Genomic DNA, 15,474 nt, shown 5'->3' with positions numbered 1-15,474 from the left:
CGGCTTCATTCTGGCGTCATTCCGGAAAGAGAACGATCTCGACACGCCGCAGCGGACCACTGGCAGCCGGGTCGACACGGGCCTCGACTGCCAGCCGCGCGTCACCGATGACAGGCCGCAGCACGTCGGCGGCGCCGCGCGCCCATTCCATCGCCTGGTGCCAGGCCGAGGGCGTGCGCGCCGTGGGCGGATCGCTGCCATCGGTGTAGCCGACGACCAGGACCTTGCCCGGCTCCTTCTTCAGCGCCGCGCCCACGCGCGTCAGGGGGGCGGTGGCGTTGTCGAGCGCATCGGCATTGATCGTGACCACGCTGCGCAGCACCTCGTCGCGCACGGCCAGGCGACCCGCCTCGATGTCCTCGCGCAGCCTTGAGGCCAGCCGCGGCGGCGCCGGCGCGGGGGGTGCGATGGGCGGCGCGGGCACGCTGTGCGCCGGCACGAGTCGCTGCATCGACGCCAGCACCCCGTCGACGCGCGTGGCCAGTTGAAGCTGGCTGGCGCTGTAGACGCCCAGGGCGAGCACACCCAGCAGCAGGACCCGCGGCAACGCGAGTCGGGGGGCGCGCGGCGGACTGGCTGCCGCCGCGGCGCAGTGCCAGGCGGGCGCCAGCGTCGGCGCTGGCGCGACCTGCTGCAGCGCCAGTTGCACGCGGGCGCGCAGGGTTTCGTGGTCGCGGTTGTCGGGGCCGATGCGCGCGCGCAGGCCCAGGCTCAGGCAGGTGTGGAACAGCTCGAGCAAGGCGCGGTGCTCTTGCGGCTTCTCGGCGAGGCGCGACAGCAGGCGCAACAGCTTGTCGCCGCCGCTGGCATCGCCATGAAAGCGCTGCAGCAGTCCGGCGCCTCCTGTTCCCCACGGCGCCGCGGCAAACTGCTCGTCGCCCCAGGCGCAGAGCACGTAGCTCGCGGCCGCGACACTGGGCTCGTCGACGCCCGCGACACGCGCATCGGCCTCGAAGCCGGCCACCGCCGCGGACAGCGTGCGGCGCAGCTCGGCGGTGTCGGCAGGCGTCCCATCGCGCAGGCGTGCGATCAATGCGACGAGCGGAAGGGCCTCGACGCGCAGCGCACGCACGGTGGCCGGCTCATCGACGGCGTCGACCCCATCGACCGCATCCGCCGCGCCGGAAGCCGGCGACGCGAGCGCGGCGCCGGATCGGCTCATCGGGCCCACTCCAGTTGCAGCTGGCGCGCCTGCGCGTCGATGCGTGCGCGCGGCGCCAGCGTGCCGGCCGGCAAGGGCAGGATCGCTCGCCATCGCGATTGCTCGATCTGCCTGAATGCGCCGAACACGGCGACGGCACGCGCATCACCGGCGATCTCGAGGGCCAGTTCGCGTGCTTCGCCGGGGCGCAGGTACAGCTTCTCGCGCACCAGCACGTTCGAGCCCAGCGTGGCCTCGTCGTCGTCGTAGAGGCTGTCGAAGCTGGCCTTCTCGAAACTGCCCGCGTCGCGCAGCACATAGATCCGCAGCGCCAGCGACGCCGACGCATTGCGGTCATCGGTGTTGAGGCTGCGCTGCGCCTGCACCAGCAACTGGAGATTGCGCCGGGGCCCGGCCGATGCCGGCGCCGGCGCCGGGTTGAACATGAAGTTCACCACCATCGAGGTGTTGACCCACGGGATCTGGCGCTCCGCCGTGTCGCGCAGCACCTTGATGCGCACCGCCTTCATCATTTCCTCGACATCCACGCCCGGCGTGCGCAGCTCGGTGGCGAGGTGGCGCGTGTAGACGCTGTTGCCGCCGATCGGGCCGTCCTCAGCGACACGGCCCGGCGCCGCGGAGAAAGCGATGAGCGCCCCCGGCGCCGCCATCTCGGCCAGGCCGTTGGTATTGCGCGGGCCGCGCCCGCGGGTCGCGAAGGGGTCGTTGCGACAGGCATCGATGATGAAGATGCGGGCGCGCGGGCGCACCCGCTCGACATGCGACAGCAGCGCCTCCTGCATGTCGATCGCCTCGTCGCGCACCTCGGCCTCGTCGCGCAGCGCGATGTCCACCGGCAGCAGGAAGTTGCGCCCGCCGATCTGCACGCCATGGCCTGCGTAGTAGAAGACCGACGCGACCTGGTCGTCGTCCATGCGGCGCGCGAATTCCCGCAGCACCCGCTTGAAGTCGCGCGCATTGAGGTTGAGGTACTCGCCCACCTCGAAGTCGAGGCTGCGCAAGGTCTGCGCGACCAGGCGGGCGTCATGCTCGGGGTTGTTGAGCGGCATCTCGGGATAGCGCCCATTGCCGATCACGAGTGCGACGCGGCGTTGTCCGGGAGCGTCGACCTTGGCCTTGGGTGGGGCCTGGACCTGCGCCGGGCAGGCGGCGCTCCATCCCAGGGGCAGCAGGCCGAGGCCAAGGCAGGCGAGCAGGCGACGGCGACTCATGGTGCGGCGAGAGGAGTGTGTGCTGCGGACCGGCTGGACTCCCTGACAGATCGCGTGCCATTCTGGGCTGTGCACCGCGGTGGCACAAGGGGAGCGGGCTGGCCCCATGGCCTATGCCATGGGGCAGCCCCGGCCGGGCTTTTCAGGCGCCGCGGAATTGCACGCGGCGGTTCACTGCGGCGTTCGGGTCGGAGCCCTCGATCGGGCGTTCCTTGCCGTAGCCGACGGTCTTCAGGCGTGCGGCGTCGATGTCGTGGTGGTTGACCAGGTAGTCGCGCACGGCGTTGGCGCGGACCCGCGACAGTTGCAGGTTGTAGGCCGGGCTGCCGGCGGCGTCGGTGTGGCCCTCGATCATGATGATGCTGCCCGGAGCCAGCAGCTTGATGCCTTCGGCGAGTGCGTCGAGCTGCGTGCGCGCGATCGGCAGGATCTCGGCGGAGCCGAAGCCGAACTGCACCGGCAGGGAAAGGGCCGCAGGGGCTTCGGAGCTGGGGTCGTCGTGCGCGACGGCGGCGGGGCGTGCGGCGTGTTCGGGGCGTGCGGCGTGTTCGGGGCGTGCAGCTTGCTCGGGGCGTGCAGCTTGCTCGGAGTGTGCAGCTTGCTCGGGGCGCGCAGCCGCCGCGGGGGCGGCGGGACGCGCCGAGGGCTTGGGCTTGGAGGCCGAGGCCACGAGGGTGGGCTTTGCCGAGGCGGAAGCGGAAGCTGGGGCTGACGCTGCGGCCGGGGCCGAAGCCGGGGCTGCGGGCGCATCGTCGAGCAGACGGATGGAGCGGGTCTTGCCCAGCACGTCCGCCACTTCCTGCGGATTCACGATCTGGCCCTCGCGGTAGACGATGACCTTCTCGGCCTTCGCCGGGATGGCGACCAGGAGGCCGGCGGCGGCAAGGGCGAGGGTGAGGGTGCTGAGGTAGCGGAACATTGCGGACTCCTTGGGGGGTGGTTTCGTCAACACCCATGGGTTGCGCGTGCCGCCTGGCCGGTTCAATCTTTTTCGATCGAGCCGATGCCCTGGACCGAACGTGTCACGGCCGGGTCGCCGTGGTAGCGCACATTGCCGATGCCGCTGATGCGCACGGCCAGCGTGGCGCTGGCGGCGAGCTGCACTTCGCCGTTGCCGCTGATGGTGACGTCGGCCTGCTCGCTGGCGAGCCGCGGCGCCGAATAGCTGCCGTTGCCGGTGATGGAAAGTTTCTGCGCCGTCACTTTGCCGCCGCCGATCGTGACCTCGCCTGAGCCCGAGATCCGCACGTCCAGGCTGCGCGCGTTCTCCAGGCGCTCGACCCGGATCGAGCCGCCGCCCGCGAGCACCAGCGAAAGCGTGTCGCCGCGCAGCGCGCCGATGCCGATCGTGCCAGTGGTGCGCGACTCGAAGGCGCGCAGGTTGCGCACGCCCAGCTTCATGCGGATCGGTTGCTGCGTCTCGACCTTCCCGGGCGACAGGCCGATGACCAGGCGCCGGTCGCGGACCTCGGCCGTGATCTTGCGCAGGACCTTGGGTTCGGCTTCGATGGAGAGCGATTCACCCGCGCCCTGATCGATGCTGACTTCGCCGGCCACCGCGAACACCACCTCGTCGAAATCGGCGACGTTGCGGCTTTCGGTCTCCGCCTTCGCCGGCCCGGAAAAGGTGGCGGCGATCACCGTGATGCAGGCGGCAGCCAGGGCCACGGCTCGCGGCAAGCGCCGCACCGGGAACGCGGGAGAAAGATGGTTCATGGTGCGGCTCCTTTCGAGGTGGGCGATGCCGAAGAAGGTGTGAAGATTTCGTAGCGAGGGCGTCGAGATCGGCGTCCGCGGTAGAAAGATTCATACCTTCCTTCAGCGGGGCATGGCGAGGTTCGGGGGCGGGGGCGAGGGCCGCGCCAGGCAGGTCGTCCCGCCCAGGTCGGCGGTGACGAACAGGGCCCCGCCATTGCGATCCGTCCCCACCATCTTCGCGCCTTGCCGTGCCTCGGCGCCCAGGGTGACCGGACCTTCGTCGAACAGCAGGCGGCCGTACTGCCAGCAGCGCAGCTGGTAGGTGCCGGCAACCTTGCGGCTCGGCGCCGCGGGTGCAGGGGGCGGCGGGAGCGGGGCAGGCGGAACCTGGGTCACGACAAGGTCGTCGCCGCGGGTGGTCGCGATGCCTGCCGTCGCGCCGGGATGCCATTGCAGGGCGATGCCTGCCGCGGCGACCACCGCAACCCCGGTCAGTGCGGCCACGAGACCGCCGTGCTGCTTCCGACCGTTGATGAAATCACTTGGCTTGTACATGGAAGTTCTCCTGGGCGAGGGTGCCGCCGCTGGCTTTCTCGAAGGCGGCGCGGATCATCTGGAGCGAGGCGCCGGGCAAGGGTTCGAAGTCGGTGCCGACCAGTTGCTGGGGCAGCGAGGCCATCACGTCCTGTCGGGTGGCGAAGCAGGAGATGGTCTCGGGCACGCCCTTCGTGTTCATCGAGAGCTGGAAGCGCATCGCCCCGGGCAAGGTCAGCGGCTGGGCCGCGGCGATCCGGGAATCACGAGCGAACCGGTTCGGGAAGAAGCGGATGACCTTGGCATCCTCGTCCTGCAGGTAGCAGTAGACATGCGCATCCTGCGACGGTTGCAGTGCGAGGCTGATGGTCTCGCCGCGGGCAAAGCGTGTCTGCTGCTTCGGGGCCGACACCGACAGCTTCAGCGGCGCCGCCTTGGGTGCGGGGGCCGGGGTTGGGGCCGCTGGCGATCCTGGCCCTCCGGCAACCGCGGCGGGCGCAACGTAGCGCGCCGGTTGCGCGGGTCGCTCGATCTTCGTGTGGTCGGCCGCGAGGAAGGCGTAGAAGAATTCCTCGTTGAGCAGTGCCTCGCGGCTGAGTCCGAGCGCGGCGCGGTAGTTGGAGATTGCCTCGTCGATGGCCGGATTGAATTGGCCGTCGATCGGGCCGTCGTAGAAACCACGGCGGCGCAGCTGGTTCTGGAAGTAGGCGATCAGCTCGATGCGCGTGGCGGCCATCGAGTGATACCAGTCGAACATCTCGAGCTTGGTCTCTTCGTTCGCCTTCGGGTCGGTCACGCCCAGGCAGCTCCAGTAGGGCGTCTTGGTCAGCTTGCCGATGAGTTCCACCGCCGCCAGTTCGACCAGCCCGCGCAGCGCCTGCGACTGGCCTTCGGAGCGGGCCAGGTTCATGCTGTAGTTGATGCCGAACTTGTGATACGCGGCATCGCCGTCGAAGCCGCTGCCCTGCTTGAGGATCACCACCGAATTGCGCGAGGTGACGCCGGGCAGCACGCCCATGTCGCTGGTCGTCAGCACGCTGAGGTCCAGCGCCAGCATGCTGGAGGCGGCGTCGCGCGCCACGCCGAGGTTGAGGAAGGGCGAGATGCCGAAGCCCAGGTCCTTCTGGTTCTTGATCAGGTTCTCGTCGAACTGCGAGACGGAACCCTTGATGTCGTACTGCGGAACCGCCTGGTAGGCCGCCGTGGTCTGTGCCGTTGCGAGGAAGCTGACCACGTTCAGCGTGTCCTTGCCGAACGCCACCAAGCGCACTGCCCGGCTGCGGCGGGACATGTCCGACACCGACGAGATCAGCATGTCGCGCGTTCCGGCGTTCAGCTTCTTGGTTTCGTCGGTGATTTCCTCGGTCAGCATGGTGACGTCACGAACGCCGTAGTCCAGCAGCAGCGTGTCCATGCAGCGCAGCGCATGGGAGAAGCCGGTGATGGAGCGCTGCGGCCGGTCCTCGGGGCCCTTGCGGACCTCGGCGGTCTGCTCGACCGTGGGCTTCTTGACCTCGAGCGTCTGGCAGCCTGCGAGGGTCGCGACGGCGGCAAGGGCGAGGACGCGCACGAAAAGGGGCGAGTTCATGACATCTCCGTTGTTCAGAAGGGTTGGGGATCAGTTGCAGCCGCCGCGGCCGACGAGGTTGATCGCGTTGGGCGCGAACACGAACACCTCGCGCGGTTGTGCGCCAATGCGCCCGCCGGTGTCAACATTGCCGATGTTCTGGCTGCCGCAGGTGCTGGTCGGGTTCTGGCCGAAGCCCTGGTTGTCGTTGTTGATGCCCAGCTTCTTCTGCTGTTCGTCTTGCCTGCGCTCCTGTGCGCTCGCGCGGATCTTTTCCTTGGCGATCCGCGCGCGGAAGTTCGAGTCGACACCCAGCAGTTCTTCCCCGGCGAATGCACTGGCGCAGGCGCCCAGCGTGACGGCGACGAGGACGATGCGGGTGGTGCGTGCGAAGGTGGCGTTCATGTTGGATCTCCTGGGGGGAAGGCCGCCGGCGCGGGTAGCGCCGGCGGGGAGGGGACGAAAGACGAAGGAGCTGGCTTACTTGGCGACGCCGATGCTCTGGTTCGCGCTGGACAGGAAGCCGGAGGCCGAGTTGGTCGAGTTGGTGGCGATGACGGTCGAGTTGGTCAGCTTGCCGTTGCCTTGCGCGCCACCGATCTGCTGGGTGGCCGAGGACAGGAAGCCGGAGGCGCGGTTGGTGGCGCCATTGGCGATCACCGTCGAGTTCACGACCTGGCCGTTGTTCTTGGCGAAGCCCACTTCCTGGGTGGCGCTGCTGAGGAAGCCAGAAGCCGAGTTGGTCAGGTTCGTGCCGATGACCGTGCTGTTGGTGATCTTGCCGTTTTGCGTGGCGTGACCGACGTTCTGCGTGGCCGATGAGAGGAAGCCGGAGGCGCTGTTGTTGGCGTTGGTCGAGATCACCGTGCTGTTGGTGATCTTGCCGTTTTGTTCGGCCACGCCGATGTTCTGGGTGGCGCTGGACAGGAAGCCCGAGGCGGCATTGGTCGAGCCGGTCGACAGCACGGTCGAGTTGGCGATTTCACCGGCCATCGCGCCACTGAAGGCGAAACCGAGGGCCACGAGGATGGAAGCTTTGCGAACGATTTGCATGATGATCTCCAGGGAGTAAGGGAGTGATGACAGGGGCTTGAAGGTGGGGCTTGCGGAACTGCTTGCCTTCCCGTTCATGGGTTGCGGCTGCTGCGGAATCGGTTCAAGGAAATTTGCGGCTGCGGTCTCGAAAGAAAAAAACCCGCCGGCGCGGATGCGCAAGCGGGCAGGTTGGTGGTCGAGCGGGCCGGAGTGACCGGCGCGTGCTTACTTGGCAACGCCCACGCTTTGGCTTGCGCTGGACAAGAAGCCGGAGGCCGAGTTGTTCGACGTCGTCGCGATGACCGTCGAGTTGGTCAGCTTGCCGTTGCCTTGCGCGCCACCGATCTGCTGGGTCGCCGAGGACAGGAAGCCGGAGGCGCGGTTGTTGGCGCCGTTGGCGATCACGGTCGAGTTCGTCACTTGGCCGTTGTTCTTGGCGAAGCCCACTTCCTGGGTAGCCGAGCTGAGGAAGCCCGAAGCCGAGTTGTTCAGGTTCGTGCCGATGACCGTGCTGTTGGCGATCTTGCCGTTTTGCGTGGCGTGGCCGACGTTCTGGTTGGCTGACGACAGGAAGCCCGAGGCGCTGTTGTTGGCGCCGTTGGAGATCACCGTGCTGTTGGTGATCTTGCCGTTTTGCTCGGCCACGCCGACGTTCTGTCCAGCCGAGGACAGGAAGCCGGATGCGGCGTTGCTCGAGCCGGTCGACAGCACGGTCGAGCCGGAGATTTCGCCCGCCATTGCGCCGCTGAAGGCGAAACCGAGGGCCACGAGGATGGAAGCTTTACGAACGATTTGCATGATGAACTCCAGAGGTTGATGAGTGACAGGATTTGCGGTGGGGCTTGCTGAATTGCTTGCCTTCCCGCTCATGGGTTGCGGCGCGTTTGGAATCGGTTCAAACAAATTTCAATCAAATGAAACGCCGGGGTAGCATCGCCCGGCGATGCCAGACAGCGCTCCGCCCGAACCGCCGCCTCCGCGCGCACCACGCCTGACGGGCCTGCGCGGCGCCCTGCGCGCGCTGAGCAACTTCGGGCTCATGGGTGTCGGCGCGCCCGGTGCGGAGGACTACGACACCTTCACCGCCAGCGACGGCCAGGTCGTTCCGGTGTGCGTGCTGGGCAAGGGTTCGCCGCTGGTGCTGGTGCATGGCGTCGGCTGCTCGCACCGTGACTGGCTGCCGGTGGCTCGCCAGCTGGCCCGGCGTCATTGCGTGCTCGCATGGGACGCACGCGGCCATGGCGGTTGCCGGCCCGTGATCGGCAGCATCACGCTGGCCCGATTGGCGACGGACCTGGCCGAAATGCTCGACCACTTCGGCCTGCAACGCTCGGTGCTGGTGGGGCATTCGATGGGCGCGCTGACGCTGATGCAATACCTGCAGGGGCACGGCACGCAGCGTGTCGCGGCGGTGGCGCTGGTCGACCAGTCGCCGCGCATCGTGACGGACGACGAATGGCGCCTGGGGCTCTTTGGCGGCTGCAGCGCGGCGATGCTCTCGGGGCTGATCGCAGGTGCGCGCCAGGACCTGGCCGAGACGCTGTTGAACGAAATCGGCGCGTTCGGAGGCGCCTGGCTACGGCGCCAGCTCGGAGTGGAATCGGCGCTGGGACGGATGCTGCGGCGCCGCCTGGGACGCATCGATGTCAGGCCCTTGCTCGACCTCGCCGAATCGATGGCGCAAGCCGACTTTCGCGCTTCAATGTCCCGGCTCGACGCGCCGCTGCTCGTGGTGCTCGGGGCGCGCAGCCCGCACTATGCCGGCGTGCCGCTCGATGCCTGGTATCGCGACACGGTAAAGCATGCGCAGGTCTCGATCTACCCCCGCGCCGGCCACTCGCCGCATGTGAGCGAGCCGCAGCGCTTTGCGCGCGAGCTGGAGCGATTCATCGCCGACCATTCGTGAATGAAGGCGCCTCCGAAACTGTGCGCCCACGGCGTGGCAGTGCGGGCAACTCAAATCCCGCAACGCCCCTTGTCATCCGACTTGAAGCAGAAATCAGCCGTCAGGCTCGACGACTCCCACGGCACCTGCACGCGGCCGGTGTCCTCGGCCACGCCGATGCGCACCCGCTTGAAGAGTTGCTCGATCTGCAGCCCCGGCGTCGACATGTTGGCCAGCAGGTGCCGCGCATAGACGCTGTGCTCGCTGTTGGCGCCGTCGAGCGCGACGCCATTGGGTGCGGTCGAGAAGGCCACCAGGGTGCCCACGGGCGCATCGAGCGTGGCCAGGCCGCCCGGCGTCGCGCCGCGGAATTTCAGGCGCCGTCCGTCCGGGCCGACGATGACGCCGCCTGCAAACGGGTTCACTCGGCAGGCATCGAGCACCACGATGTTGGTGCCCGTGCGGATCGCGCTGAGCCGGTCGACGAACTCACCGACATCGGCACTTTGCTGCTGGATCTCGTCTTCCGACTTCGGATCGGCGTCGACCGGCACCAGGTAGTTGCGGCCCTTCACCTGCACCCCGTGGCCCGCGTAGAACAGCATGCGCACCGAAGCCTTCGGCGCGCGGATCGAGAACTCGCGCAGCGACTCGATCAGCTCCGGCAGCCGCGTGTTCTGGCGCAGCGTCACGTCATAGCCGAGGCCACGCAGCGCGCCCGCGACGGCGCTGGCGTCGCCGGGCGGGTTCTTGAGCGGTGCGGCCTTGTAGGTGCCGTTGCCGATCACCAGCGCGATGCGCGAACCGGCATCGCTGGCATTGGGCGCCGCAGCCATGGCGCGAGCGAAGAAGGGCAGGGCTGCGGCACCCAGGGCGCCGCGAAGCAGCAGACGACGGGTCGGCAGGGTGGCCATCGCGGCTACTCCTTGGGCGGCACGCCCGGGGCCAGTGCAGCCTCCTGCACGATCGGGGCGGCCTTCGCCTTGGCGAGCGCCGCGGCTTCGCTGCCGGCCGGCACGCGCAGGTAATAGTCGCCAAGCTGTCCAGGGCCGCCAGCCAGTTCGCCGCCCACCTGCACCAGCAGCATCCGGATGTCCGCCTCCTTGGCGTCGGGCGTGAAGCTGATCTTGAGCATCGGGCCTTCCTCGACGCGGATCGAGTGCAGCGCGCGGATCTCGTCGGCGCTGTCGCGGGCGTCGCCCAGCAGGCTGACGATCACGCCGCCTTGCACCGCCACGACCGCCAGCGCGGCCAGCGCATAGCTCGGGCGCATGCCGAAATTGCCGAAGAAGGCGCCGATGCGCTCCGCAATGGTCGGCCGGTCGCCCTGGATCAGGCGCATGGTGCGCGCCAGGCCGATCGTTGCCGGCACCGCAGGCGCGTTCTCCTGCACTTTGGCCTGCAGCGAGTGGTACCACTCCAGTTCGCTGCGGGCCTCGGGATGTTGTTCAAGGTAGGCATCGACCCAGGCCCGGTCTTCGGCGCCCAGCGTGCCGTTGGCATACCAGGGGAGCAGTTCTTCGAAGCGTTCGTTCATGACTGCGCTCCGGTGGCGCCGCTCGGGCGCCGCAACGATGAAAGGATCTCGACCATGGTGACCACCAGAATTCTTCGGCCCTTGCGGGCGTGTGACTGACCCGATCGGCACCCCTGACGGCGGAGTGTCGGCGCAATATAGCGCGCGAGACCGACCGCATCGAGATACCGATCTACCTGCACGGGATATGCCCGTGTCGCCCCTGGGTTGCGGGAGTCGGTCGAAGGGTTCAATTTATTTTCAGGATGCGAGCGCACCCTTGCCGCCCGGCGCCCCGCCTTCGCTGCGCAGCAAGGCCTGCAGGCAATTCTTGATTTTCTGGCGGGCGTGGAAAAGGCGGGTCTTGACCGTGCCCTCGGGGCAGTTCTGCACGTCTGCCACTTCCGCCAGGCTCATGCCCTCGTAGAAAACGAGGTGCAGGCATTCGCGATGCTCGTCCGACAGCTTGCCCATGCAATGCTGCACGCCGTCACGCCTTTGCTTTTCGACCAACTCGGCGTAGCCGTCAGGTGTCTCGGAGGCGGTGGTTTCGGCGATGTCGTCGAGGTCGCCATGCACTTCGTCGGGCCGGCGCGCACGGTAGACCATCAATGCCTTCCGTCGCGCGATGCCGATGACCCAGGTCGAAAACTGCGAATCGCCGCGAAAGCGATCGGGATGGCGCCAGACCTCGTAAAACGCGTCCGCCAGTACTTCCTCTGCGCGGGCGTGGTCGTTCAGCATGTTGAGGACATAGGCGTAGACCTTGCGGCTGAACGCCTTGTACAGCTGGCGAAACGCCGCCTGGTCTTCGCGACCGATGCGAACGAGCAGCTGGTTGACCTCGTCGTTGTCCATTCGGGCGGTGGGCGGTGCGGTGGCGTTGACGAAATATAACGTTTATGTCCTGCGGTACCACGCACAACCGTTGTCGTCGATCGTCTTGACCGCGCGGCCGGCGTGCACGAGGTAATTGAGGCAGGCGATGCCTTCGCCCGTTGCCATGCCGAACACGGCCATCTGCGATTCGTCGATCGGCCGTCCGAACAGGGCGGTGAACACATCCACCACGCGCTGGGGCGTGGCGAGCGCGGCCTCCAGTCTGTCCAGGGCGCGGTCCTGCGAGGACTTCAGGTAGTCCAGGCGGGCATGCAGGCCGTAGAAGCACTCGTTGTGCGCGGGCAGCACCAGCACGTCATCGGGCACTTCCCGACCCAGCTTGGCGAGCGAGGCATACCAGTCGGCCATCGGGTTGGCGTCGGGCTCGGTCGGAATGACGGACACGTTGGACGAGATGCGGGGCAGCACCTGGTCGCCCGAGATGAAGACCTTGAGCGCCGGGCAATAAAGGCACGCGTGTTCGGGCGAATGGCCGTTGCCGGTAACCACGCGCCAGGTATTGCCGTTGATGCGCAGTTCCATGCCGTCGCTCAGGCGCTCGAATGCGTCGGGCAGCTTGTGAATCTGGTTTCCGAACCTGCCGAAGCGCGCGCGGTAGGACTCGATGGCGTGCTCGCTCCAGCCCGCCTCGCGATAGAAGGCCAGGGCCTCGGGCGGCGCCTCTCGCCCGCTGTCGGATGCCATCACCCGGCAGGTGAGGTATTCCAGGCGAGTCATCCAGAGGCGTGTTCCCAGCTTGCGCGTGAGCCAGCCGGCCATGCCGACATGGTCCGGATGCATGTGGGTGACGAAGATCCTCTTGAGCGCACGGTGCTTCGGATAGTTGGCGAACAACTCGCGCCAGACGCTGGCGGTCTCGTCGTCGCGCATGCCCGTGTCCACGAGCGCCCAATCGTCACCGTCGTCGAGCGCCCAGAGGTTGATGTGGTCGAGCTTGAAGGGCAGCGGCATGCGAATCCAGTGCACACCCGGTGCCACTTCGAGCAGGGTGCCGCGCGCGGGCGCCGACTTGAAAGGGTATTTCAGGAGGGGTTTTTCATCGGTCTGCATGGGGGTGTGGGCGTCCTGGGATGTCATTCGCCGGGGTCGGCGCTTGCGCTTCCCATTTTGACTTCGGCGGGGTTCGCCTGGGCGACCGGCAGCTCGACGACCCCGCCGTCCGCCATTCACCGGCAGGCACTGGCGAATCGGCGACTACAGGCTACAGGTCACTCGGCCGCGCTTTCCAGCGAGAACAGCGGCACGTCCGAGCGCCGGCTCAGCCACAGGCCGCCGCCTAGTTCCCTGAACTGCCGGGAGAGGCCGTTGCGGTAGACCTCGGCACGGTGGCGAAAAAGGTGCGGATCGGTCAGGTCCTCGTCCACGATGTCGCGCTCGTAGTCCTCGCGCGCCACGACCTCCAGGTAGAGGGCGCCCTTGCTCAAGGTGCCGAGGTTGCGCAAGGCGCGTTTCAGGTCCACCGGGTTCAGGTAGGCCAGCACGCCCTGGCAGATGACAAAGTCGAACGGCTTCCTGGCCTGGTAGTCGACCACCGATCCGCGCTCCCACCCGAAGCGTTCGCACAGGTACTCGCTGAACTCGACGCCGTGAAAACTGGCCTGCGGGAAATGCCGCGCCACGATGTCGCGCCAGAGCCCGACACCGCAACCCACGTCCAGCACCCGGCGCACCGGCACGCGCAGGTACTTCAGGTAGGCGCACACGAAGGCCCCCAGCCGCTCCACGTGCTGCGGATCCGCCACCTTGGTCTTCTTGTCGAAGTAATAGCGCTGGTAGTAGGACGCGTCGAAGGCGGCGGCGCTGACGGATTCCATGGGTCGGGGTCCTTTTAGAAAGCGACGAGGCTTGATCGGTCCTGGATTGTGCGGCCTTCCGATCTGGCGCAAGGGTCCTCGATTCACCCTCCTACTGGCCGAAGAGGCGGGAGATGCCGCCTCTCAGGTGCGCCTCCATCGCCTGCCGCGCGGCCGCCGCGTCCTGGCGCTCGATGGCCAGTTCCACGGCCATGTGCTCCTGGCACACGCCGGCCCGACGCTCACCCTGCGGCCGACCGGCCAGGCTGCGCGAGAGCCCGATGCTGAAGCGCGTCTGGGGCGCCAATGCATTCATCGTCATGCCGAAGAAGCGATTGCCGCAGGCCTGCGCCACGGCGTCGTGGAATGCGATGTCTTCCTCGACCGCATCGCTGCCGACGGCAAGGGCCTGCTCGAAGCGCTCGCGGCACAGGCGGACATGGTGCATCTGGTCGGTGGTGCGCGCCAGCGCCGCGCGCGCCGCGGCCTCGCCTTCCATGAAGCATCGGAATTCCAGGAAAGCGCGGATGTCGGCGATATTTTCCAGCGTGCTGAGCGAGATGGGTTTGGCCTGCGGCAGCGCATCGGTGACGAAAGTGCCCGAGCCCTTGCGCACGTAGACGCGCCCCTCGTCGCGAAGCCGCGCCAGCGCCTGGCGCAGCACCGGACGTGACACCCCCAGACGCTGCGACAAGGCCGTCTCGCCGGGCAGGCGTGCCCGCGGCTCGAAGCCCGGCGTGCCGAGCAGCTGCATCAGGTCTTCGTAGACCTTGTCGCCCAGCAGGCGGGCCGGGCCGCTTGCAGTGGAGAGGGAACCGGGTTCGCCAGATTGGGATGTATTCATATGACAGCAATTGACAGGGAAAACGCAAGTCATGTCGCATTGACGCAGCAGTGACTCGTAAGGACAATCCTTTTCAGACCTCGAAAGCCATCGCTTCCACCCAAAAGATATAAAAAGCTGTAAATAATGTCAACCATCCGATCCCTCCGCACCTACCGCCTGCCGGACCGGCCCAGCCTGATCTGGCTCGAACTGGAAACGAGCGACGGCCTCGTCGGACTGGGAGAAACCTTTCGCGGGGCCGCGTCGGTGGAGACCTGCCTGCATGAGGAGCTTGCACCGTGGCTGCTGGGGCGCGATGCGCGGCAGATCGAAGGCATCTCGCGGCACCTGCTCACGCCTTACGTCGGCTACAACAGTTCCGGCGTCGAGGTGCGGTCGGCCAGCGCGGTCGACATCGCGCTGTGGGACCTGGCGGGCCAGCGCCAGGGCGTGCCCGTCTACGAGGCGCTCGGCGGCGGTGCGCGCCCGAGCGTGCCGGTCTACAACACCTGTGCGGGCTACAGCTTCAACACCGCCGGCAAGCGTCGCGACATCGGTTCGGACGACCAGGCCCAGGGCCCCTACGACGACCAGGTGGCCTTCATGCGCGACGCCGGCGGCCTTGCGAAGAGCCTGCTCGACGAAGGCTACAAGGCCATGAAGATCTGGCCCTTCGACATCTACGCGCCTGCCAGCGGCGGCCACCTCATCAGCCTGCCCGACCTGGAGAAGGGCCTGCAGCCGTTCCGCCAGATCCGCGAGGCGGTCGGCAATCGCATCGAGGTCATGTGCGAGCTGCACAGCCTGTTCGGCGGGCATTCGGCCCTGCGCATCTGCCAGGCGCTGGAGGAATACAACGTGTTCTGGGTCGAGGACCCGCTGTGCAAGATGGACGACGCCGCCGGCCTTGCCGACCTGCGGCGCCGCACGCGCGTGCCGATCTGCGGCAGCGAGACGCTGGGCGGCCTGCGTCCCTATCGCGACCTGCTGGCCGCCGATGCGCTCGACGTGGTGATGCTGGACCTGGCCTGGTGCGGAGGCTTCACCGAGGGGCGCAAGATCGCCGGCCTGGCCCAGGCCTACAACCGGCCGCTCGCCCCGCACGACTGCACCGGTCCCATCACGCTGATGGCGGGGCTGCACATGGCACTGCATGCGCCGACCGCCATCTACCAGGAAGTGGTGCGCGCCACGCTCGCCACCTGGTACCGCGACATCGTGACCGAGCTGCCGGTGATCCGCGAGGGCATGGCGCAGCCGCCCGTCGCGCCTGGCATCGGAAGCCGGTTGCAGGACAGCTTCAGGCAGCGGCCGGACCTCATCGTCCGGGAAAGCCGCTAGAGGGCA

The 15,474-nt window shown here is 67.7% G+C and carries 17 protein-coding genes; 2 read left to right on the top strand and 15 right to left on the bottom strand.

Going from position 1 to position 15,474, the window contains the following annotated elements; translation table 11 throughout:
• Nucleotides 1-16: 16 nt before the first annotated feature.
• The 9 genes from HB681_RS16325 to HB681_RS16285 all read right to left on the bottom strand — a co-directional run bounded on the left by HB681_RS16325 (nt 17) and on the right by HB681_RS16285 (nt 8,005).
• Nucleotides 17-1,162 (bottom strand): DotU/TssL family secretion system protein, encoded by a 1,146-nt coding sequence (locus HB681_RS16325; RefSeq protein WP_213955896.1) that lies wholly within the window; start codon nt 1,160-1,162, stop codon nt 17-19.
• On the bottom strand, nt 1,159-2,373 hold the full coding sequence (gene tssJ, locus HB681_RS16320; RefSeq protein ID WP_213955895.1) for a type VI secretion system lipoprotein TssJ: 1,215 nt from the start codon (nt 2,371-2,373) through the stop codon (nt 1,159-1,161). The genes HB681_RS16325 and tssJ overlap by 4 nt, the downstream gene beginning before the upstream one ends.
• Nucleotides 2,374-2,515: 142 nt before the next feature.
• Nucleotides 2,516-3,292: an OmpA family protein gene (locus HB681_RS16315; RefSeq protein ID WP_213955894.1), complete on the bottom strand. Its 777-nt coding sequence runs from the start codon at nt 3,290-3,292 to the stop codon at nt 2,516-2,518.
• A 62-nt stretch (nt 3,293-3,354) separates the two neighbouring features.
• Complete coding sequence (locus HB681_RS16310) at nt 3,355-4,089, bottom strand: head GIN domain-containing protein (RefSeq protein ID WP_213955893.1); 735 nt, start codon at nt 4,087-4,089, stop codon at nt 3,355-3,357.
• A 102-nt stretch (nt 4,090-4,191) separates the two neighbouring features.
• Nucleotides 4,192-4,626 (bottom strand): hypothetical protein, encoded by a 435-nt coding sequence (locus HB681_RS16305; protein ID WP_213955892.1) that lies wholly within the window; start codon nt 4,624-4,626, stop codon nt 4,192-4,194.
• Nucleotides 4,610-6,193, bottom strand: a complete 1,584-nt coding sequence (locus tag HB681_RS16300; protein WP_213955891.1) for a DUF4384 domain-containing protein — start codon at nt 6,191-6,193, stop codon at nt 4,610-4,612. Before HB681_RS16300 ends, HB681_RS16305 begins: the two co-directional genes overlap by 17 nt.
• A gap of 30 nt (nt 6,194-6,223) precedes the next feature.
• Entirely contained in the window at nt 6,224-6,577 is a 354-nt protein-coding gene (locus HB681_RS16295) for a hypothetical protein (protein ID WP_213955890.1), read from the bottom strand.
• A gap of 75 nt (nt 6,578-6,652) precedes the next feature.
• Nucleotides 6,653-7,225: a hypothetical protein gene (locus HB681_RS16290; RefSeq protein WP_213955889.1), complete on the bottom strand. Its 573-nt coding sequence runs from the start codon at nt 7,223-7,225 to the stop codon at nt 6,653-6,655.
• A gap of 207 nt (nt 7,226-7,432) precedes the next feature.
• Entirely contained in the window at nt 7,433-8,005 is a 573-nt protein-coding gene (locus tag HB681_RS16285) for a hypothetical protein (RefSeq protein WP_213955888.1), read from the bottom strand.
• 145 nt (nt 8,006-8,150) lie between these two features.
• On the opposite strand from HB681_RS16285, the gene HB681_RS16280 reads away from it, so the two are divergent.
• The gene (locus HB681_RS16280; RefSeq protein ID WP_213955887.1) at nt 8,151-9,113 is read left to right on the top strand and encodes an alpha/beta hydrolase; all 963 of its coding nucleotides are present in this window, start codon (nt 8,151-8,153) and stop codon (nt 9,111-9,113) included.
• Nucleotides 9,114-9,163: 50 nt separating this feature from the next.
• Here HB681_RS16280 and HB681_RS16275 read toward each other — a convergent pair whose 3' ends face one another.
• The 6 genes from HB681_RS16275 to HB681_RS16250 all read right to left on the bottom strand — a co-directional run bounded on the left by HB681_RS16275 (nt 9,164) and on the right by HB681_RS16250 (nt 14,145).
• The gene (locus HB681_RS16275) at nt 9,164-10,006 is read right to left on the bottom strand and encodes a caspase family protein (RefSeq protein ID WP_213955886.1); all 843 of its coding nucleotides are present in this window, start codon (nt 10,004-10,006) and stop codon (nt 9,164-9,166) included.
• 5 nt (nt 10,007-10,011) lie between these two features.
• Nucleotides 10,012-10,629, bottom strand: a complete 618-nt coding sequence (locus HB681_RS16270) for a hypothetical protein (RefSeq protein ID WP_213955885.1) — start codon at nt 10,627-10,629, stop codon at nt 10,012-10,014.
• 240 nt (nt 10,630-10,869) lie between these two features.
• The gene (locus HB681_RS16265; protein WP_213955884.1) at nt 10,870-11,466 is read right to left on the bottom strand and encodes a sigma-70 family RNA polymerase sigma factor; all 597 of its coding nucleotides are present in this window, start codon (nt 11,464-11,466) and stop codon (nt 10,870-10,872) included.
• 42 nt (nt 11,467-11,508) lie between these two features.
• Entirely contained in the window at nt 11,509-12,585 is a 1,077-nt protein-coding gene (locus tag HB681_RS16260) for an MBL fold metallo-hydrolase (protein WP_213955883.1), read from the bottom strand.
• A gap of 131 nt (nt 12,586-12,716) precedes the next feature.
• Entirely contained in the window at nt 12,717-13,322 is a 606-nt protein-coding gene (locus HB681_RS16255; RefSeq protein WP_213955882.1) for a class I SAM-dependent methyltransferase, read from the bottom strand.
• Between the two features lie 91 nt (nt 13,323-13,413).
• Nucleotides 13,414-14,145, bottom strand: a complete 732-nt coding sequence (locus HB681_RS16250; protein WP_213955881.1) for an FCD domain-containing protein — start codon at nt 14,143-14,145, stop codon at nt 13,414-13,416.
• Between the two features lie 126 nt (nt 14,146-14,271).
• Between HB681_RS16250 and HB681_RS16245 the strand changes: the two genes are divergently transcribed.
• Nucleotides 14,272-15,468, top strand: a complete 1,197-nt coding sequence (locus tag HB681_RS16245; RefSeq protein WP_213955880.1) for a mandelate racemase/muconate lactonizing enzyme family protein — start codon at nt 14,272-14,274, stop codon at nt 15,466-15,468.
• Nucleotides 15,469-15,474 lie beyond the last annotated feature (6 nt).

The organism is Variovorax sp. dw_954, assembly GCF_018449755.1.
Classification (GTDB): domain Bacteria; phylum Pseudomonadota; class Gammaproteobacteria; order Burkholderiales; family Burkholderiaceae_C; genus Variovorax.
This window is presented reverse-complemented; position numbering and strand designations above follow the sequence as displayed.